The following is a 20,453-nucleotide window of genomic DNA, read 5'->3' as shown; positions in this document are numbered from 1 at the left end:
CTAAAATTGTTGTGATTTCTTTGGAATGAAAGATATGAAATATATTTATATGTTTCTTTCGTCAGAATATTTATAATGAATATACTTTAGAGAGTTTCGTTTTCGTAGTAATTCAGATTTATCTGAATAATAAATGTTTAGACTGCTTTCCTAAATAAAATTTGGGAATATTAAAAAAATGCTTAGAGAAGTTGGGATTAATGTGTAATATTTTCACTAAAATTTTTAGATATTATAATTTGAATAGAAAAAACTAAACTAGAATATTTAAAGAATTAATTTATAAATAAAAAAATTTAAATAAAGAAATAAAGAAGAAATATTGAGGAGAAGGAATGAATGAAGAAAGAATATTGGAACCTAAGGAATTAGGGGAGGACAATATTCAAAGAAGTTTAAGGCCAAAAACTTTTAAGGAATATATTGGTCAGCAGGATTTGAAAGAAAAGATGAATATATTTATAAAGGCTGCTAAAATGAGAAATGAGTCGCTTGATCATATTTTGCTGTATGGGCCTCCGGGACTGGGAAAAACTACACTTGCAGGAGTTATTGCCACAGAAATGGGAGTGAATTTGAAAGTAACGACTGGGCCTGTGTTGGAAAAAGCAGGGGATTTAGCGGCTATTTTGACGTCTTTGGAAGAAAATGATATTTTATTTATTGATGAAATTCATAGATTGAATACATCGGTAGAGGAAATTTTGTATCCTGCAATGGAAGATGGAGAGCTGGATATTCTTATTGGGAAAGGGCCGTCTGCTAGAAGTATACGTGTGGAATTGCCGCAATTTACGTTGATTGGGGCGACTACGAGGGCAGGGCAGTTAAGTACACCGCTTCGGGATAGATTTGGAGTTACTCATAGGATGGAATATTATAAGCTGGAAGAATTGAAGGAAATTATACGAAGAGGTGCAAATATTCTTGATATTTCTTATGATGAGGAAGGGATTACGGAAATTGCTAAAAGAAGTCGAGGGACGCCTAGAATTGCGAACAGGCTATTGAAAAGGGCGAGAGATTTTGCACTTGTGGAAGGTTCGGGAGTTTTGGAAAAGGAAAGTGTGGATGGAATTTTGAGATTGCTAGGAGTGGATGACAATGGCCTGGATGAGCTTGATAGGAATATTTTGCTGTCGATTATAAATGTTTATAATGGTGGTCCTGTTGGAATTGAAACTTTGTCGCTTTTACTAGGGGAAGATAAACGGACAATCGAGGAGGTTTATGAGCCGTATCTTGTAAAAATTGGGTTTATAAAAAGAACTCCACGTGGAAGAGTTGTGACAGAATTAGGATATAACCATTTAGGAATTGAAAAAATATTTAGTGAAAAAAAATAGAAATTTAAAGATAATAATTGATATTAAACTCTAATTAAAAAGCTAAAATTATACCAGACCTGTTCGATAACAAAAAAACTTAGGTTATTGATATATATTGGATTTTGAACTTTTTCAAAAAATTTATAGTAAATTTGCTATTTAAGTGGAAAATGATATTAAGTAAAAAATGAGGTGAAAAGCTGTTGTTGACAGTAATAGCGGAAAAAGAAAATATTGATGAAAATAATGGAAAAATTTTGATAAAAGACAGATCAGACTGTAATCACGTTCAAAATGTGTATCGTTTAAATATAGGTGATGAATTGCGGGTAATTGACGGAGAATACGAATATTTTACAAAAATTATTGAAATTTCAAAAAAGGAAATAGCTGTAAAAATATTGGAAAAAAAAGAAGATAGTTATTCTTTAAGTGTAAATATTGATGTTGCAGTAGGAATCTTGAAAAATGATAAAATGAATTTGGCAATACAAAAACTGACAGAAATTGGTGTAAATCGCATAATTCCTTTAAAAACTGAACGAGTTGTTGTAAGAATTAATGAAAAAAAGGAAAAATGGGATGTAGTTGTAAGAGAAACATTGAAACAATGCAGAGGAATAAAATTTACTGAAATTACACCTGTAAAAAAACTTTCAGAAATTGATTATCAAAAATATGATAAAATAATTTTTGCTTATGAAAATAGTGATGAATCAAAATCTCTATCAGAAATAATAAAAAAAGAAGATAAAAATATTTTATATATAATTGGACCTGAAGGTGGAATTACAAAGAGTGAAGTTGATTTTTTAAAAAATAATGAGGCAATAGAAATTAGTTTGGGAAAACGGATTTTAAGAGCGGAAACTGCGGCAATTGTTGGTTGTGGCATTATTGCTAATTTTTATATATGATTTTTTATTTTACTAAAATTAAGAAATAAATTGAAAATTAGTTGAATATATAATATAATATACGGTAGTAGCGGTGCTGTAATAATTTTTTTATATTCAGACAAAATTTACAATATAAAATTTTTTTGATAAATAATATTAAAAAAGAAAGGAAGTTTAGGGAATGAGTGAAGTGAGTCATAATTATGAAAAGGAAGTTCAGGAAATAATTGATATTATGGAGGATAAAAAGGCGCAGGATATAAAGGTATATGATATGAGGGGAAAATCACCTTTTTTTGACTACTCGATATTGTGTACTGGGAGTTCTTCTAGAAATATTGAAGCGATAGCGACTGATATAAAGAAAAGTCTTGAAAATGTGAAAAATGTGGAAGGGCTAGAGGAAGCAAACTGGGTTCTTATTGATGCTGGGGACTTGGTTATAAGTGTATTTAGTAAAGACGCTAGAGATTACTATAGGCTGGATGATTTTTATAATGGTGTAAATGAAGAAAATGAGGAAACAGAATAGATAACAATTATAAAGAGGAAAATTATGAGAGAATTAGATAAAGAAGAGAAAAATGTACGGATAATTGCCTTTTTTGTTCTTGTTGGAGCAGTTTTTTTTATATTAATCGCACGTTTATTTACATTACAAATACTTGAGGCTTCACAGTATGCAGAACAGGCATTGCAAAATAGAATTAGAACAAATATAATAAAGGCTACACGTGGAGAAATTTACGATAGGGAAGGAAAATTGCTGGCAAAAAATACGACAGGGTATCAGCTGATACATTTACATACGTATACATTAGATCCGAATGACTTGAAACTTTTAAAGGAAGTTAAAGGAATGACATCAGAACAGATGAATGCAAGACTTGCTAATGAACGTAAAGCTGTTGCTAAACGTATTCAGGAAACAATGGGAGATATAAATAATATAAGTCAAATTACAGGTTATCAAGTGGATTATCTTATAGACAGATTTTATAAGCAGCAAAGAATAGGAACCGATAAAAAAATACTTGTTATTGAAGATTTAGATAAGCAGGTGGCATTAAGGGCGATTGAAAAAATTAATAATGATAGAATTGATATTGTGGAATATAATAAACGGTATTATCCTGAAGATGCACTCGCTTCTCATGTTATCGGGTATGTAAAACCTATTAGTGAAAAGGAATTTAAAGAACGTGAAAAGGATGGATACAGAAATAGTGACTTAATTGGTAAAAAAGGTGTCGAACGTTCTTATGACAAGGAAATGAAGGGGCAAGATGGCAGAGAAAATGTCGAAGTTGATGCTAAAGGAAATGTTATAAGGCAAGTGGAGGCAACAGAAAGTGTTGCAGGAAAAAATGTCTACTTGTCAATTGACATGGAATTGCAAAAATATATGACAGATGCATTTTCAGGTAAAAGCGGGGCTTTTATTGCAATGGAAGCTAAAACTGGAAAAATAATTACATTTGTAAGTAATCCTGAAATCAGCTTGAATTTATTAAGTTCGAGAATATCCGATAATCAATGGACTGAACTGGTAAATTCAAAGGCAAAGCCGCTTGTTAATAAGGGAATTGCTGGACTTTATCCACCAGGATCGACTTTTAAAGCGGTAACGGGAATGGGAATACTGGAATCTGGAATTTCTCCTTATGCTACTGTAAATTCAACTGGACAGTACAGATACGGGAAGTTAATATTTAGGGATTCGCATAAATCTGGACACGGAATTACCAATTTTGCAAAATCCATAGAGCAATCAGTAAATACATATTATTATGTATTTTCACAAAAAGCTGGAATTAACAATATTGTAAAATATGCAAAGGAATTTGGAATTGGATCTAAGACGGGAATTGACATTCCTGGAGAATTGACAGGAACATTGCCTAGTCCTGAATGGAAGAAGAAAAGATTTAAGAAGAAACAGGATCAGAGATGGCTGCCTGGAGATTTGATAAATATGTCAATTGGACAAGGATATGTTTTGGCAACTCCAATTCAAATTGCCTCAGTTTATCAAACTATAGCTAATAATGGTGTAAAATTAAGACCTACGGTTGTTGACAGATTTGTGACATATTCAGGAAAAGTTGAAAATAATAAGCCTGTAGTAATAAAAAAATTGAAGGTAAGTCCAAAGAATTTGAAACTATTACAAAATGCCTTGAGATTGCCGGTAAGTGGTCCAGGTGGAACAGCTAAAGTTTTATATATACCAAATTATCCAGTTTCAGTAAAAACAGGGACTGCACAAAATTCAGGATTTGTAGATAACCACTCTTGGATTGCGGGATATTTTCCATCTGATAATCCTCAGATTGTTTTTGTGTCAGTTGTAGAAGGTGGAGGATATGGAGGAGTAGCTTCAGGATCTATGGCACAGAAATTTATATACAAATATAGAGATAAATACGTCTTGAAAAAGCAGGATGCTGAGAAGAAGAAACAGGAAGAAGAAAAGAAAAAGCAAGATGAAAAAAATAAGAATTTAAAAAATAATAGCAATGTAAAAAATTAAAATGAAGGAGGTGTTTGCTAAATGTCAGAAAAGGAAAAAGGCGAGTTCGGTAATCAAATCTTAAAAAGAAATTTTTCCAAGAAGGAAGATATTAATAAAATAAAATCTGGAATGAAAAGATTTAGAAGGAAAAGTACGAATCGAAGACATTTAGATGAAAAAAATGAAATACGTTATATTCCAAGAGTAAATGACAGGAATAGACATATAGACAGAAAAGTGGATGGAAAAGAAGAAAAAATGTATGTAATCCCACTTGGAGGTCTTGAAGAAGTTGGAAAAAATATGACAGCTTTTCAATACAAGGATGAAATTATTGTGGTGGATGCTGGTCTTACATTTCCAGAAGATGAGCATTTGGGAATAGATGTTATAATTCCTGATTTTTCATATCTGGAATCAAACCGTCATAAAATAAAGGGACTTTTATTGACGCACGGACATGAAGATCATATAGGGGCAATCCCTTATTTTTACCAAAAGTTAGGGACAGAAAATATACCAATGTACGGTGGAAGATTAACACTTGCACTTGCAAGGGCAAAATTTGAAAAAAAGGATGCAAAATTACCAAAAGAGAAGGTTATTAGCGGAAGAACTATTTTAAAGGTGTCAAAATATTTTACCGTTGAGTTTGTAAGTGTAACACACAGTATAGCAGACTGCTATGCAATTTGCATTAAGACTCCTGCAGCAACTATTTTACATTCTGGGGATTTTAAGGTTGATTTGACACCTGTTGATGGGGAAGGATTTGACTTTGGAAGATTGGCTCAGCTGGGAGAAGAAGGAGTGGATCTTTTGCTTTCAGATAGTACAAATGCACAAATACCAGGATTTACGCCATCTGAAAGAACAGTTGGAGAAAGTTTGAAGGATGAATTTGCAAAAGCTAAAGGAAGAATAATTTTGGCAGCTTTTGCTTCACATGTTCATAGATTGCAGCAAATTGTAAATATTGCAGCAAAACATGGAAGAAAAATTGCAATTGACGGAAGAAGCATGGTTAAAATTTTTGAAATATGTTCAAATCTTGGATATTTAAAAATACCGAGAGATATAATGATTGATATTGACAAGGTTGAAACTTATCCAGCAAATAAAGTGCTTATATTGTGTACTGGAACGCAGGGAGAACCGCTTGCGGCACTTTCCAGAATTGCAAATGGAACACATAAGCATATTTCATTAAGGGAAGGGGATACAGTTGTGATTTCAGCGACACCTATTCCTGGAAATGAAAAAGCTGCTACGAAAAATATAAATCAGCTTATGAAACGGGATGCGAACGTTGTTTTTGAAAAGGGAATCGGAATACATGTATCAGGACATGGATGTCAGGAAGAACAAAAATTGATGATAAATCTTGTGAAACCTAAATATTTTCTGCCTGTACATGGAGAATATGCGATGATTAAAAAACATAAGGAATTGGCAATGGCAGTTGGAATACCTGAAAAAAATGTTGTTTTGGCAGAAAATGGAGCAAAATTGGAATTGTCTAAAAATAGTTTTAAATCTGTTGGAAGAGTTCCGAGCGGAGCTACATTTATTGATGGATTTGGAATTGGTGACGTCGGAAATGCTGTGTTGAAGGATAGACAAAATCTGGCAGATGATGGAATTGTAATTATTACAATTTCTCAGTATAGAAATGGAAAATTTAACAGGCAAGTAGAACTTGTAACACGTGGATTCGTGTATAATAAGGATGCAGAAAGTTTACTTTCTGAAACAAAGAAACTTGTTAGAACAGAACTTGCTAATATGGAAAATGAAGGAATAAAGGAAATTGGGAAAATTAAACAAAAAATAAGGGCAAAAGTTGGAGAATTTCTTAATAAGGAAACAGATAGAGAGCCTATAATTTTACCAATTATAATGGAGGTTTAGAATGATACAGCTTTCAAGTAAGGAGAGAGCTTTTTTAAGAAAATTGGCACACAATCTAGATCCAATCGTTAGAATTGGGAAGGATGGAATTGATGAGAATGTAATAAATTCCATTGCAGAAGTTGTGAAAAAAAGAGAATTGATAAAAGTAAAAATATTGCAAAATTCATCAGTTAAATTTGACAGGGAAATGGGAGATGAAATCGCTAGAGGTACAAAATCAATATTTGTTGATAAAATAGGAAATATATTGATTTTTTTCAAGCCTAAACATAAAAAGGATGCAAAGATTACTCCTGAATTTGACAAGTTTAGAAAAAGTAAATCTAAAAAATAGAGAGGAAAAATAAATGAGTGGAGGAATACTGTTTGGAAATAGATTACTTGATGTTGCGGTAGTTTCATGTTTTTCGGCACAGTTTTACAAAGTTTTTTTCCCTTTATTCAAGGGTCAAAGGCCTCAATGGGCAAGGCTTATCCAAACTGGCGGAATGCCAAGTTCCCATGCTTCGACAGTAGTTTCCCTTGTAACAGGCGTATCTTTACTAAAGGGATTCAGGTCAGTTGAATTTGCGATTGCGATGGTTTTTGCTGGAATTGTGCTGTATGATGCGACAGGAGTAAGACAGCAGGCAGGAAAGCATGCAAAAGCCTTAAATAGACTGATAGATGCTATTGAGCATAATGACGGGATAGAAATTATTAACGAAAAATTCAAAGAACTTTTAGGACATACTCCAATAGAAGTATTTTGGGGAAGTATTTTAGGAATTGCTGTTGGACTTTTATTTAAAGGATATATATTGGGATAAAATAAAATATTTTTAATTAGGAAATCACAGTTATTAATTTAGCTGTGATTTTTTTATTATTGACTGAAATAGGAAGGAGTGAAAATATTTTATATGTATATACAAAAATAATTCTTTACAAATAAATTTTTTTATAGTATAATGTTTCCACATACAAATATAAAAGTAAAAAAAGTAAAATATACAATAAAATTTTTAGAAAGGAAAAACAAAAATGGACTTTAATTTTATAATAGAAAATATTCCTAAATATTTAGAAGCAATGAAATTGACTGTGATTATAGGAATTTTTGGAATTGTGTTTTCAATATTGATTGGAATAGTTTGTGCATTGGTGCTTTATTATAGAGTTCCAGCTGCTAGGCAGATTGTGGGAATTTATATTGAGCTTTCGAGAAATACGCCACTTGTAATACAGTTATTCTTTCTGTATTTTGGGCTTCCAAAAATTGGAATTACGTTTAATTCGCATATTTGTGCTGTGATTGGATTATCTTTCCTAGGCGGAAGTTACATGTGTGAGGCATTTCGGAGCGGATTGGAGTCGGTTACGAAAGGGCAACGGGAATCTGGGTTAAGCATTGGGCTTACAGAATCACAGCTTATAACTAATGTGATATTGCCACAGGCATTTACGGTTTCGTTTCCAGCGATAGCGGCAAATATAATATTTCTTTTGAAAGAAACTTCAGTAATAGGGATTTTGGCTTTAATGGAACTGATGTACTTGACACGGGATTTGATAGGGCTTTATTATAAAACGAATGAAAGTCTGTTTATGCTTGTTGCAGCATATTTGATTATTATTTTACCAGTTTCGTTTGTTTTAACAGTAATTGAAAGGAGAATAAGATATGCAACTGTCGGGAATTGATGTTATTTTTAAAGGAGTCAATTTGCAAAGGCTTATGGGTGGGCTTATTGTAACAGGACAAATTGCTCTTGTTTCCATAGTATTTTCAATATTGCTTGGATTAATTCTAGGAATAGTTATGACTTCAAAAAATAAGATTATTTATGGAATATTGAAGTTTTATCTGGAAAGTATGAGAATCATTCCCTTGCTTGTGTGGCTATTCATAATTTATTTTGGAATTGCGAAAGGCTTTGATTTGCATATTGATTCAGAAACTACGACAATAATAGTGTTTGTGATATGGGGAACGGCTGAAATGATGGATATTGTGAGGGGAGCTATTATTTCTCTTCCAAAAATTCAAGGAGAAAGTGCAAAGGCTTTGGGGCTTGATACAAGTCAGGTTTATAGATATGTGCTGCTTCCACAGGCTGTAAGAAGAATTGCACCTGCAGCGGTAAACCTTATAACAAGAATGATTAAGACAACTTCACTTGCGATTTTTATAGAAGTTGCAGAAGTTCTAAAAATAGGACGGCAAATTATAGAGTTTTCAAGCAGGAAAAATCCGATGGCACCATTTTGGGTGTATCTGTTCATATTTTTTCTATACTTCATAATTTGTTATCCAATTACATTATTATCAAAGAAAATGGAGAAAAAATGGGCTGTTTAAAAAATAAAGGAAACGGAGGTAAGTAAAATGGCAGATTCGGAAGTTTTATTGGAACTTTCTGATATAAAAAAAGAATATAAAAAAGGCATACCCGCACTAAAAGGAGTTTCACTTTCAGTAAATAAAAGCGAGGTTGTAGTAATACTAGGGCCTTCTGGATGTGGGAAAAGTACACTTTTAAGATGTATAAACGGACTTGAGGAAATTCAGTCTGGAGAAATAAAATTACAAGGAAATGTGATTAATAAAGATAAGACAAAATGGCACTTAATACGCCAGAGAATAGGAATGGTGTTTCAAAGTTACGAATTATTTGACCATATGACAGTTATACAAAATCTTCTGTTAGGACCGCTTAAAGTACAGAAGAGGGATAAAAAGGAAGTTACAGAGCAAGCAGAAAAATTGCTCGAAAGAGTAGGGCTTCTGGATAAAAAGAACTCATATCCAAGAGAACTGTCAGGAGGGCAAAAACAAAGAATAGCAATTATAAGGTCACTATGTATGAATCCAGAAATAATGCTGTTTGATGAAGTTACAGCGGCACTTGATCCTGAAATGGTAAGGGAAGTGCTGGATGTAATGCTGGAACTGGCAAAGGAAGGAATGACGATGATAATCGTTACTCATGAAATGGAATTTGCTAAAGCGGTTGCAGATAGAATAATATTTATGGACTCTGGAGAAATCGTTGAAACAAATTATCCGCTGGAATTTTTTAGAAGTCCGAAAACTGAAAGAGCTAAGAAATTCTTAAATATATTTAATTTTGAAAAGAAAGATAAGGTGGAATCGGCTTTGTTGATATAAATAAAAAAATTAGTAAAACAATTTAGTGAATGCTAATTGTTGAAGGGAGAATGAAAGTATGAAAAAATTATTAGGATTTAGAAAATTGAATTTATTGGCACAGATATTGATTGGTGCGTTATTAGGTATTTTGGTTGGGCAGTTATTTCCGTCGTTTGCTAAAGAGTTAAAGATACTGGGAGTACTGTTTACAAGTTTAGTTCAGATGGTTATTGTACCGCTTGTATTCCCGCTGGTTGTTTTATCAATAGTTACAATGAAAAATACTAAAAAGTTTGGAAATCTTGCATTTAAGACATTTTTACACTTTTTCTCAATTACAACGTTAGTAATCACGCTTAGCCTTATTTTAGGGAAAGTAACAGGAATTGGTGCAAATATAAAAGCTGGAAGCATTTCCACAGAAGCTATTAAAGATGTTGCCTCTAACATTAATTTGAGCGATTTTTTAACATCAGTTGTACCTAAAAATGTATTTACAGCATTTGCAGATGGAAATCTTTTACCAGTTATATTTTTTGCAGTATTTCTGGGAATAGCCTTAATTGCTGTTGGAGATGACAATAAACCTGTTATAACATTCTTTGAATCTTGGATAAAGGCTATGTATAAGATTGTAGATTATGCTATTGCATTTGCACCTGTAGGAGTGTTTGGGCTGATTGCAAGCAATGTGGCAAAAACTGGACTTGGAGATTTGTATTTGTTAGGACAGTTTGTACTGCTTCTTTATGTTGGATACTTGGCAGCTCTATTAATCGTATTTCCAATTATTGCATATATATTCAAAGTTCCTTATTTAAAATTATTATCAAATATTAAGGATTTGGTGTTAATAGCCTTTACAACAGGAGGTTCTGCAGTAGTTTTGCCGACACTTCTTGAGCGTAGTGAAGAAAATGGAATATCTGAATCAGTTTCAGCTTTTGCTACACCGCTTGGATATTCGTTCAACCTTATTGGAGCCTGCATTTATATAAGTTTATCAGTAACATTTATAACAAACCTGTACTCAACTCCGCTTACATGGGGCCAATTAATACCGTTAATATTGTTTTTGACAATAATTACAAAAGGAATTGCAGCAGTTCCATCTGGAGCATTGGTTGTACTGCTTGCGACTGCGGCGCAGCTTAATCTACCTGCAGAAGGTATTGCCCTGATTGTATCAGTTGACTTTTTGGCAAATGCTGGACGTACAGCGGTAAATGTAGTTGGAAACACACTTATTCCTGCAATTATTGAAAAAACTGGAGAATATGAAGTTGTGGAAACAGAGGAAGTGTATGCTGGACTTCGAGAAAATGCAGCTGTAGCTGAATAAACTTTAAAAATAAAAATAGAAAGGATGAAAATATGTCAAAAGTATACATAATTCATGAAAATATGGATTGGACAAGACATCTTACTGCAAGGCTGGATGAATTGTCAGTTCCTTATGAAGAACTGGATTTGTCAGAAGGAATATTAAATATAGGAAAAGAGCCTGAAAAAGGCGTGTATTATAATAGAATGAGCGCTTCTTCACATACAAGAGGACATAGATATGCACCAGAATTAACGGAGCAAGTCTTAACATGGCTGGAAAACAAAGGAACAGAAGCAGTCCGTGTAGTTAATGGAACATCTGCAATAAATCTTGAAGTGAGTAAATTGAAACAATACATCTTACTGCAAAAGGCAGGGATAAATACTCCAAAAACATTGGGAGCTGTGGGAAAAGAGCAAATTTTAAATGCTGCTAAGGAACTTGACACATATCCTTTTATCATAAAGCACAACAGAGCTGGAAAAGGGCTTGGGGTAAGGCTTATAAGAAGTTATGAAGAACTTGACAATTATGTAAATGGAAACGATTTTGAAGATTCTGTCGATGGAATAAGCTTGATTCAGGAATATGTAAAGCCTGTAGATGGACATATTATAAGAGCTGAATTTATAGGTGGAAAATATCTTTATGCCGTAAAAGTTGACTCAAGCGATGGATTTGAACTATGTCCAGCAGATTCGTGCCAGATAAATGATAAATTCTGTCCTGTAGGAGAAGAAGCTGCAGAAAAAACAAAATTTAGAATTATTGAAAGATTGCCAGAAAATCAAATTGAAAAATATGAGAAATTTTTGAAAGAAAACCACATAGATGTGACGGCAATAGAGTTTATCATAAATGAAAACAACGAAGTTTTTGTTTATGACATAAATACAAATACCAACTACAATGCCGATGCTGAAAAAATAGCTGGGAAATATGCTATGTTGGAACTAGCTAAATATTTGAAAGATGAATTGGAAAAATTAGGATAAGAAATAACAAAAATATTAAATAAATTTGGAGGTAATTATGAAAAAGAATTTTGAAAGGTTTGTAAAAATTATTGCAATCTTAGTTTTAGGAGTATTTGCAATAAGCTGTGGAAAAGGTGGAAAGGGAAGTGCTGAGCCAGGATCAATTGAGGCAATAAAAAAAGCAGGAAAAATAAGAATAGGAGTATTCGGAGATAAGCCGCCATTTGGATTTGTTGATGAAAATGGGAAAAATCAAGGATATGATATTTATTTGGCAAAAAGACTTGCTAAAGATTTATTAGGCGACGAAAATAAAATAGAATTTATCACATTAGAAGCTGCAAACAGAGTGGAATATTTATTATCAAATAAAGTTGATATTATTCTAGCAAACTTTACAGTAACAGACGAAAGAAAACAAAAAGTTGATTTTGCAAAACCTTATATGAAAGTGTCGCTTGGAATTGTTTCGCCAGAAGGTGCTCCAATAAAAGATGTTAAAGAGCTGAAAGGTAAAAAATTAATAGTTAACAAAGGAACAACAGCAGAAATTTACTTTACTAAAAATTATCCAGATATAGAATTGTTGAAGTATGACCAAAATACAGAAACATTTAACGCATTATTAGATAAAAGAGGAGCTGCACTTGCACACGATAATACTCTAGTATTCGCATGGGCAACAGAAAATCCAGGATTTGTTGTGGATATTAAACAGTTAGGGGAACAGGACTACATTGCTCCAGCTGTAAGAAAAGGGAACAAAGGACTGTTAGACTGGCTAAATACTGAAATAGATGCTCTTACTAAGGAAGGATTCTTTGAAAAAGCGTATAAAGCAACACTTGAACCTGTTTACGGAAATAAAGTTGATCCAAAAACAGTGATTATCGAAAATAAATAGACAGATAGATCATAATTTATGAAAACAAAAAATTAAACTGCTTCAGAATATTGAGGCAGTTTTATTTGTGTTATAAAATTTTATTTGCTGCAATTATACCCTAAGATTGTATTTTCCTATACTTCCTAGCAATTATCAGTAAAATTGAACAAGTTAGAAATAATATTGAAAATTCCATAATCATAAAATTTTGTCTAAAAATAAAAATTGCTATAAATGAAATAGTTAAGATTCCTAAAATTTTTGAAAAATCCTTTTTGTTAAGATGCTTTTCTTTGTCCAGGTAAATACCATTTGCGAATAACATTAAGTAAAAACCTGTATATCCAAAAATGTAAAAAAGTGCCAAAAAAGTTTTATTCGGCTCTTGCCCAACTAAATTCCAAGCGGAAATTATAATTCCTAAACTAATTAGCAGGAAAAAATGTGAATACATCAGTACCAATCCACGTGTTACCAGATGATGATTTATCATTTTGTTTATCAAGATTGTATATGTTCCAAATAGTGAAAATATTGCAATTAAAGCGATAAATGGATAAATTGTAAAATGCTTTATATCAAAATATTTTGCAATCCCGACAATCATTTCTCCAAAGAACAAAATTGTCAATAACTCAAACCGTTCTTTTAAATGTCCAAACTTAGCAACATTATTATCAAATTCAATTTTGTAAATTATAGGAAGAAAAACTCCTGAAAAATTTGTAATTATAAGAAGTATCGTTCCAATATAAAAATTTACGAACAGACTGACTATAAGCAATGAACTAACGATTAAAAGAATATTTCTCGCATTAACAGCTTCTTTTTCATCAAATCCTTTTTTCATTGCTTGACAGTGATACAAAAATGCTACACTCAAAGCCATAATCAACATTGAAATTGTAAAAGGATAGTAGGCTTGACTCCAATCTGCTAAAAAAGAATTAGACAAATAAATCGCTGCCGTCATATTTACACACATAGTTATAATTTTACGAAAGTTAAACGTCCCAAACCTATTCAAATAGTTTGTCATATACAACCATTCTTGTAAGACAACGAGCGATGCTAATACAAAATTAAAAAATGTCCAAGGCTCAATCACTCCATGATGAGAATGATGAATAATCCCTTGTTTTTCATTTTAGTTTTCTCTATTTCTGATTTAATGTTACTTCATGATTTTTTATATTTTCTTTATTTTAAACCAAAGTTTTAAATTTGTCTAGTAATTTTGTTTTATTAAATTATTTATTTGAATATAAAATATAAGATTAGTTATAAAAAGTATTATTCTATTTTTATTTTTTATAAAATATAGAAAATTTAAACAAATTATGGTATTATTATAGTAAAATCAATTTAATTTACATATACAGATTTAATTTGAAAAGTAATATAAATAAGGCGGAAATGGCTATGAAAACATATAACTTGCTTTATGAAAATTTAGAAAATGTAAAAATAAAAGGAGTTACAAAAACAAATATTCCAAAATTCAGGAAATTAGGAGTTTTTACACTTTATGACTTGCTTTATTTTTTCCCGAGAGCTTATGAGAATAGAAGTAATCATAAGAAAATTGCGGAAATTCTGGCAGATGAATTTGTGATTTTACAGGGGACAGTTGTGAATGTGGTTAATCAGTATATAAAGGCTGGGAGAACTATGTTTCGTGCGGTTTTGAGTGATGATAGCGGGATGATTGAGCTTGTGTGGTTTAATAACAGGTTTGTGAAAAATGGGATTCATATTGGCGATGAGATTATGGTTTATGGGAAAGTGAGAAAGACTGTAAAATTTCAGCTTGTGAATCCTGAATATAAAAAAATCAAGCAGGCTAGTTTTGATATGAAAGAACAAAAGCAGATATTACCAATTTATCCATCCACAGAATCGCTTAGACAGCAGGCAATCAGAAAAGTTATGGAAAATGCCCTGATGGATTACGGATATTTGTTGCAGGAAAATCTACCAAAGGAATTTTTGCAGAAGGAGAAACTGCTTGGAAGAAAAGAGGCAGTTTTAAATATTCATTTTCCAGAAAATGAGGAAAAGCAAAGCAAAGCACGGAAAAGATTTATGCTGGAGGAAATTTTACTTCTGGAAATGGGGATTTTGCAAAATCGTTTTAGCGTTGACAAGGCAAATAAGAATCTTTACAAACTTGAGGATAATAAAAATCTTGTGAGCAAATTTATAAAGGGTCTGGATTATGATTTGACAAAAGCACAGAAGCGTGTAATAAAGGAGATTTATTCTGAATTAAAGGCTGGAAAGATTGTGAATAGGCTGATTCAGGGAGATGTTGGTTCTGGAAAGACGATTGTTTCGTTCATAATGCTTCTTTATATGGTTGAAAACAATTATCAAGGTGTAATTATGGCACCTACAGAAATTCTTGCTACACAGCATTATCTGGGAATTGTAGATGAATTTATGAATCTTGACATACGAGTGGAACTTTTGACTGGGAGTGTGAAGGGAAAGAGAAAGGAAAAACTGCTGAACGAGATAAAAGAAGGACTTGTTGACATTGTAATTGGAACACATTCTCTAATTGAGGACAATGTAATTTTCAAAAATCTTGGGCTGATTGTAATTGATGAACAGCACAGGTTTGGGGTAACACAGCGAAAACTTTTACGTGACAAGGGAAATCTTGCCAATTTAATTGTTATGAGTGCCACTCCGATTCCACGTTCACTTGCGCTTACAATTTACGGAGATTTGGATGTATCGATTATTGACGAGTTGCCTGCTGGAAGAAGTCCGATTAAGACAAAATGGATACAAAATGAAATTGACAGACAAAAAATGTATAACTTTATGGAAAAGAAAATGAAAGATGGACGGCAAGTGTACATAGTGTCGCCATTGATTGAAGAAAGTGAAAGCCTGAATGTAAAATCAGCACAGGAAACATACGAAGAATACATTTCGATATTCCCAAATAGAAAAATCGGACTTATGCACGGACGGCAAACTTACAAGGAAAAGCAGAAAGTCATGGAACAGTTTAAAAATCACGAACTTGACATTCTAGTTTCCACAACAGTAATCGAAGTTGGAGTAAACGTGCCAAATGCTTCGATTATGGTAATTCGTGATGCTCAAAGATTTGGACTTTCCTCGCTTCATCAGCTGCGTGGAAGAGTTGGACGTGGGAAATATCAGTCCTACTGCTTTTTGGAATCTGAAACAACGAATGAAATTTCGGCAAAAAGGCTGGAAGTTATGGAAGAAACAACAGATGGTTTCAAAATTGCTGAAGAAGACTTAAAGTTACGTAATTCAGGAGAAATTTTGGGAACAAGACAAAGTGGAGTATCTGACATGCTTTTTACCGACATTGTAAAAAATGTGAAAGAAATCAAATTTGTACGTGATTTTGTAATGGAATATTTGGAAAAGAACGATGGAAAAATAAAAAATGAATTTTTGAAAATGGATATTTATAGGAAGTTTTTTAGCAATCAAACAAAGTAATGAAATGAATTGTAAAATTATTTTTAATAAGATTATTATATTTATTTAGTAGTTAGTAAAATACTCTTTAATTAAATTTAATCATTAAGTATCTATATAAGGGATTTTTATTTAGCTTTTGAAAAACTGTTTATTATTAATAAATATTTTTTCATAATTTCTTATTTTTTCTTTTTATAAAGCAAGGGAAATCAATCGCCATTTCCCTTGCAACCCTGGCTCGTCTAAGCATTTTTTTGAAATAAAAACGAAACTCGCTGACGCTCAGACAGTCGTTTTCATTCCAAAAAAATCACGACATTCTATATAAAATTATTAAAAATTATTATATTTAAATTTTAGGTTTTAACATTTTGAAAATATTAAATAAGCAAAATTTCGTTAAAGAAAAAATAACTGTCTGAGCGTAGTTTTTACGCAGCGAGTTTTATTTTTTCTTTATAAGAAAGTTTTGCGTAAAGCGGGGTTGTAAGGGCATGGCGTCTGATGCCCTTACGTTACAAAAAATTGAGTAAAAAAATAGAAAAAATTATTATTAATCATAATACTTATAAATAAATTATTAAAAATCTTTAAGATAGATACTTACGAATTAAATTTTATTTTTTAAATAGTGTTTAATATAAGTTAGATTTATTTAACTTTACTAATTTATTTTTGGAAAAATTTCAAAATGATAAGGAGAAGTTTTGTGAAACAGTATTTAGCAGATTTTGGGCTACTTTTTGTGGGAATATTTTGGGGACTTGGGTTTGTATTTGTGAAGATTGGGCTGAATACAGGAGTTGATCCATTTTATTTGTCAGCGGTTAGATTTCTTGTGGGAGGGATTATTCTTTATGGAATTTTCTTTAGAAAAGTAGGAAAATTCAAAAAAAATGATGTTCTTGCTGGATTAATAGTTGGAATTTTTCAATTTTTTGGATACGCTTTCCAAACTTATGGGGCGATGCTTACGACTGCCAGTAAAAATGCTTTTTTTACTTCGATAAACGTTATAATTGTTCCTTATATTTTTTGGTTTTTGCACAAAAAACGTCCTGATATTTTTGCATTTCTGGCTTCGGTTATTTGTGTAATGGGAGTTGCTGTGATAAGTTTTGACAGGAAGATGAATCTTGCAAATCTTAATTTTGGCGATATTTTGACAATTATAAGTGCAGTATTTTTTGCAGGGCAAATTGCTACAAATGGGTATTTCAGTAAAAAAGTTGAGCCTTTAAAACTTGTTGTTATGCAGATGTTTGTGGCTGGAATATTGTTTGTGATAAATGTTTTTATTTTTTCAGATATGAGCAAAATTCAAAAGCCTGATGGAATGATGCTAGTTTCGATAATTTATTTGACAATTTTTTCAACGGCGATACCGACAGTGTTGCAGACATTTTGCCAAAAATATACGACTTCTACGAGGGCTTCAATCTTGATGTCGACAGAGTCGCTATTTGCTCCACTTTTTGCATTTTTTATATTAAGCGAGAGATTGTCGCTTAGAGTGGCAGTTGGTGCTGGGTTGGTACTTTTTGCGGTGCTTGTATCGGAAACAAAATTGGGACTTAAGAAAATTGAGGAATAAAATAAAAAATTAATTGATGTTTTGTATTAAAATTTATCAAATAATATGATAAAATAAAATGGATAATAATGAGTTTAATAAGGAGAGAAAAAATAAAAATGAAAATAGTTTTATATGGACATCCAACTTTACGTGAAAAATCGGAAAAAGTTGATGTGGTTGATGATAATGTAAGGAAAACTCTGGATGAAATGGTTGCTCTTATGAGAAAAGCTAAAGGAGTGGGACTTGCTGCAAATCAGGTGGATATCGCAAAAAGATTTTTTGTGCTGGAACACGATGGAATCGTGAAAAAGGTTATTAATCCTGAAATTTTGGAATTTTCAGAGGAAATTGCGGATATGGAGGAAGGATGTTTGAGCATTCCTGGAATTTACAAGAGAGTAAATCGTCCTGCGAAAATTAAAGTGAAATACTTGAATGAAAAAGGCGAAGAAGTTGTTGAAGAATTGGAAGAAATGTGGGCTAGGGCATTTCAGCACGAATTTGATCACATTGAGGGGATTTTGTTTACAGATAAACTTTCAGTTATGAATAAAAGATTAGTTGCAAAAAAACTAGATGTTTTGAAAAAGGATTTTGCTAAAGGTAGAATTTATAGGGATTTGGACGAATAAAGTCAGGAAAGTGAGAAAAATTGATGAAGACAATATTTATGGGAACACCAGAATTTGCAATACCAAGTTTGGAAATTGTGTTTAAAAATACTAATTTACAGCTTATTTTTACAAAAGAGGATAAGAGAAATGCCAGAGGGAATAAAATCATATTTTCTCCTGTAAAGCAGTTTGGAATTGATAATAATGTGGAAATTATTCAGCCTAGAAAAATGAAGGATGAAGAAGTTATAAACAAGATTAAGGAAATAAATCCTGATTTAATTGTAGTTGTAGCTTATGGGAAAATTTTGCCAAAAGAAATAATTGATATTCCCAAATACGGAATAATAAATGTTCATTCTTCACTTTTGCCAAAATATAGAGGAGCTTCGCCTATTCATTCTGCAATTTTAAATGGAGATTCTGAAACTGGTGTGAGCATAATGTACATTGAGGAAGGTCTTGATTCTGGAGATGTGATTTTAAGGGAATATTGTGAAATTACTGAAGATGATACGCTTGGAACATTACATGATAAATTGAAGAATCTGGGAGCAGCTGGACTTGCAAAGGCATTAAACCTGATTGAAAATGGAGAAGTTCAGGCGGAAAAACAGGATGACAGCAAGGCTACTTTTGTGAAACCGATTACAAAGGAGCAGGTAAAAATCGACTGGAATAACACAAAAGAAGTTATTTACAATCAAATTCGTGGGTTAAATCCGTTTCCAGCAGCACATGCTTTCAATGAGAAAGGCGAAAATATAAAAATTTACAAAAGTGAAAAAATTAATAAAAGATATGAAGGTGAGAATGGAAATGAAATAGAAAATGGAACAGTTGTTGAAATTATTAACAAAAAAGGGCCTGTTATAAAGGTTAAGAATGGCGGGATTTTGATTTTGGAGGCAAAATTTGAAGGGAAAAAACTTCAAAGGGGATCAGATATTATTAATGGACGTAAAATGATAATTGGAGAAAAATTGCTATACAGCAATTTTAGTTTAAAATGAGAATAGAAGGTTAGGCTATATCTATAGCCAATCCGTTGTTTATAATTTTTGCTATAGTTTTTAAGTGGATTGACTATAATTTTCTAATTTTCGCAGGAGGAAATATGAGATTAAAAAAATTGGAAATTTCAGAAAGAGTTGTACAAAGATTGACAGAATATTTATCTATTCTAAAGGAAGCTCGAAAACAGGACAGCGAAATAAATTCAATCGAGCTTGCTAAAATTATGAACACTACTTCTGCTCAAGTGCGTAAGGATTTATCAACATTTGGTGAGTTCGGTGTACGTGGAAAGGGTTATGATATTGATAATTTGATAGAAATTATTACAAGAATTCTTGGGATTGATAAAACTAATGATGTTATAATTGTAGGACACGGTAAAATGGGAGAAATGCTTTCATCAAATTTGGATGTCCTAGGAGAAGGCTTTAAAATTATTGGAATATTTGACAAGGATAATGACAAAATTGGAAAAATGGCTGCAAATAATTTGGTTGTTCAAGATATTAGAAATATAGGTGAATTTATAAAAAATATGAAAAATGATTCTAATATAAAAATTAATATGGCAATTTTAGCAGTTGTAAAGGAACAGGCGCAAATTGCAGCAGAAGGACTTGTGAAAAATGGGATTTCTGCGATACTTAATATGACGACTTGCAAATTGGAACTAGATAAAAATGTAAAAGTTGTGGATATGGATATTTCAGCAAAGTTGCAGGAATTGAATTTTTGGAGAATAAATAATACGGAAAATAATATAGATGAAAAAATATAAAAAAATAAATGT

General features: G+C 32.0%; 19 protein-coding genes. 18 read left to right on the top strand and 1 reads right to left on the bottom strand.

The window, feature by feature from the left end; all coding sequences use genetic code 11:
• Nucleotides 1–335 precede the first annotated feature (335 nt).
• The 13 genes from ruvB (at nt 336) to F1564_RS09080 (ending at nt 12,997) form a co-directional block, all read left to right on the top strand.
• Nucleotides 336–1,346, top strand: coding sequence for a Holliday junction branch migration DNA helicase RuvB (gene ruvB, locus F1564_RS09140; protein WP_018451012.1), 1,011 nt, complete (start codon nt 336–338; stop codon nt 1,344–1,346).
• Between the two features lie 185 nt (nt 1,347–1,531).
• Complete coding sequence (locus tag F1564_RS09135; RefSeq protein ID WP_018451011.1) at nt 1,532–2,245, top strand: RsmE family RNA methyltransferase; 714 nt, start codon at nt 1,532–1,534, stop codon at nt 2,243–2,245.
• 163 nt (nt 2,246–2,408) lie between these two features.
• Entirely contained in the window at nt 2,409–2,759 is a 351-nt protein-coding gene (gene rsfS / locus F1564_RS09130) for a ribosome silencing factor (RefSeq protein WP_018451010.1), read from the top strand.
• A 24-nt stretch (nt 2,760–2,783) separates the two neighbouring features.
• Nucleotides 2,784–4,760: a penicillin-binding protein 2 gene (gene mrdA, locus F1564_RS09125; RefSeq protein WP_018451009.1), complete on the top strand. Its 1,977-nt coding sequence runs from the start codon at nt 2,784–2,786 to the stop codon at nt 4,758–4,760.
• A gap of 21 nt (nt 4,761–4,781) precedes the next feature.
• Complete coding sequence (locus F1564_RS09120; RefSeq protein WP_018451008.1) at nt 4,782–6,653, top strand: ribonuclease J; 1,872 nt, start codon at nt 4,782–4,784, stop codon at nt 6,651–6,653.
• 1 nt (nt 6,654) lies between these two features.
• Nucleotides 6,655–6,990, top strand: coding sequence for a ribosome assembly RNA-binding protein YhbY (gene yhbY / locus F1564_RS09115; protein WP_018451007.1), 336 nt, complete (start codon nt 6,655–6,657; stop codon nt 6,988–6,990).
• Between the two features lie 13 nt (nt 6,991–7,003).
• Entirely contained in the window at nt 7,004–7,465 is a 462-nt protein-coding gene (locus F1564_RS09110; RefSeq protein WP_018451006.1) for a divergent PAP2 family protein, read from the top strand.
• A 214-nt stretch (nt 7,466–7,679) separates the two neighbouring features.
• Nucleotides 7,680–8,339, top strand: a complete 660-nt coding sequence (locus F1564_RS09105; RefSeq protein ID WP_018451005.1) for an amino acid ABC transporter permease — start codon at nt 7,680–7,682, stop codon at nt 8,337–8,339.
• Nucleotides 8,320–8,997 carry an amino acid ABC transporter permease gene (locus tag F1564_RS09100; RefSeq protein ID WP_018451004.1) on the top strand — a complete coding sequence of 226 codons (678 nt, stop codon included), beginning with the start codon at nt 8,320–8,322 and terminating at the stop codon, nt 8,995–8,997. Before F1564_RS09105 ends, F1564_RS09100 begins: the two co-directional genes overlap by 20 nt.
• A 27-nt stretch (nt 8,998–9,024) precedes the next feature.
• Nucleotides 9,025–9,807 (top strand): amino acid ABC transporter ATP-binding protein, encoded by a 783-nt coding sequence (locus tag F1564_RS09095; protein WP_018451003.1) that lies wholly within the window; start codon nt 9,025–9,027, stop codon nt 9,805–9,807.
• Between the two features lie 58 nt (nt 9,808–9,865).
• Complete coding sequence (locus F1564_RS09090) at nt 9,866–11,131, top strand: dicarboxylate/amino acid:cation symporter (RefSeq protein ID WP_018451002.1); 1,266 nt, start codon at nt 9,866–9,868, stop codon at nt 11,129–11,131.
• 32 nt (nt 11,132–11,163) lie between these two features.
• A complete protein-coding gene (locus tag F1564_RS09085; RefSeq protein WP_018451001.1) occupies nt 11,164–12,111 on the top strand; it encodes an ATP-grasp domain-containing protein in 948 nt (315 codons plus the stop codon).
• 37 nt (nt 12,112–12,148) lie between these two features.
• Nucleotides 12,149–12,997 carry a cysteine ABC transporter substrate-binding protein gene (locus F1564_RS09080; protein WP_018451000.1) on the top strand — a complete coding sequence of 283 codons (849 nt, stop codon included), beginning with the start codon at nt 12,149–12,151 and terminating at the stop codon, nt 12,995–12,997.
• A gap of 100 nt (nt 12,998–13,097) precedes the next feature.
• On the opposite strand, the gene F1564_RS09075 is transcribed toward F1564_RS09080, so the two are convergent.
• Complete coding sequence (locus F1564_RS09075; protein ID WP_083917129.1) at nt 13,098–14,108, bottom strand: low temperature requirement protein A; 1,011 nt, start codon at nt 14,106–14,108, stop codon at nt 13,098–13,100.
• A 293-nt stretch (nt 14,109–14,401) separates the two neighbouring features.
• Here F1564_RS09075 and recG point away from each other — a divergent pair, with 293 nt between their 5' ends.
• The 5 genes from recG to F1564_RS09050 all read left to right on the top strand — a co-directional run bounded on the left by recG (nt 14,402) and on the right by F1564_RS09050 (nt 20,441).
• Nucleotides 14,402–16,471, top strand: coding sequence for an ATP-dependent DNA helicase RecG (recG, locus tag F1564_RS09070; protein ID WP_018450998.1), 2,070 nt, complete (start codon nt 14,402–14,404; stop codon nt 16,469–16,471).
• A gap of 691 nt (nt 16,472–17,162) precedes the next feature.
• Nucleotides 17,163–18,047, top strand: a complete 885-nt coding sequence (locus F1564_RS09065) for a DMT family transporter (RefSeq protein ID WP_018450997.1) — start codon at nt 17,163–17,165, stop codon at nt 18,045–18,047.
• Between the two features lie 98 nt (nt 18,048–18,145).
• On the top strand, nt 18,146–18,664 hold the full coding sequence (gene def, locus F1564_RS09060; protein ID WP_018450996.1) for a peptide deformylase: 519 nt from the start codon (nt 18,146–18,148) through the stop codon (nt 18,662–18,664).
• A gap of 23 nt (nt 18,665–18,687) precedes the next feature.
• Nucleotides 18,688–19,659 carry a methionyl-tRNA formyltransferase gene (fmt, locus tag F1564_RS09055; protein WP_018450995.1) on the top strand — a complete coding sequence of 324 codons (972 nt, stop codon included), beginning with the start codon at nt 18,688–18,690 and terminating at the stop codon, nt 19,657–19,659.
• 104 nt (nt 19,660–19,763) lie between these two features.
• Nucleotides 19,764–20,441: a redox-sensing transcriptional repressor Rex gene (locus F1564_RS09050; protein ID WP_018450994.1), complete on the top strand. Its 678-nt coding sequence runs from the start codon at nt 19,764–19,766 to the stop codon at nt 20,439–20,441.
• Nucleotides 20,442–20,453: the final 12 nt, after the last annotated feature.

Origin of the sequence: Leptotrichia shahii (assembly GCF_008327825.1) — a bacterium.
In the GTDB taxonomy this organism is placed as follows: Bacteria; Fusobacteriota; Fusobacteriia; order Fusobacteriales; family Leptotrichiaceae; genus Leptotrichia; species Leptotrichia shahii.
Note: the sequence above shows the minus strand (reverse complement) of the source record. Positions and strands in the feature narration are given on the sequence as shown.

Bases quoted from the DNA above. Each gene is read 5' to 3' on its own strand.
- ruvB (WP_018451012.1), top strand. From the start codon at position 336: ATGAATGAAGAAAGAATATTGGAACCTAAGGAATTAGGGGAGGACAAT.
- rsfS (WP_018451010.1), top strand. From the start codon at position 2,409: ATGAGTGAAGTGAGTCATAATTATGAAAAGGAAGTTCAGGAAATAATT.
- mrdA (WP_018451009.1), top strand. From the start codon at position 2,784: ATGAGAGAATTAGATAAAGAAGAGAAAAATGTACGGATAATTGCCTTT.
- F1564_RS09120 (WP_018451008.1), top strand. From the start codon at position 4,782: ATGTCAGAAAAGGAAAAAGGCGAGTTCGGTAATCAAATCTTAAAAAGA.
- yhbY (WP_018451007.1), top strand. From the start codon at position 6,655: ATGATACAGCTTTCAAGTAAGGAGAGAGCTTTTTTAAGAAAATTGGCA.
- F1564_RS09110 (WP_018451006.1), top strand. From the start codon at position 7,004: ATGAGTGGAGGAATACTGTTTGGAAATAGATTACTTGATGTTGCGGTA.
- F1564_RS09105 (WP_018451005.1), top strand. From the start codon at position 7,680: ATGGACTTTAATTTTATAATAGAAAATATTCCTAAATATTTAGAAGCA.
- F1564_RS09100 (WP_018451004.1), top strand. From the start codon at position 8,320: ATGCAACTGTCGGGAATTGATGTTATTTTTAAAGGAGTCAATTTGCAA.
- F1564_RS09095 (WP_018451003.1), top strand. From the start codon at position 9,025: ATGGCAGATTCGGAAGTTTTATTGGAACTTTCTGATATAAAAAAAGAA.
- F1564_RS09090 (WP_018451002.1), top strand. From the start codon at position 9,866: ATGAAAAAATTATTAGGATTTAGAAAATTGAATTTATTGGCACAGATA.
- F1564_RS09085 (WP_018451001.1), top strand. From the start codon at position 11,164: ATGTCAAAAGTATACATAATTCATGAAAATATGGATTGGACAAGACAT.
- F1564_RS09080 (WP_018451000.1), top strand. From the start codon at position 12,149: ATGAAAAAGAATTTTGAAAGGTTTGTAAAAATTATTGCAATCTTAGTT.
- recG (WP_018450998.1), top strand. From the start codon at position 14,402: ATGAAAACATATAACTTGCTTTATGAAAATTTAGAAAATGTAAAAATA.
- def (WP_018450996.1), top strand. From the start codon at position 18,146: ATGAAAATAGTTTTATATGGACATCCAACTTTACGTGAAAAATCGGAA.
- fmt (WP_018450995.1), top strand. From the start codon at position 18,688: ATGAAGACAATATTTATGGGAACACCAGAATTTGCAATACCAAGTTTG.
- F1564_RS09050 (WP_018450994.1), top strand. From the start codon at position 19,764: ATGAGATTAAAAAAATTGGAAATTTCAGAAAGAGTTGTACAAAGATTG.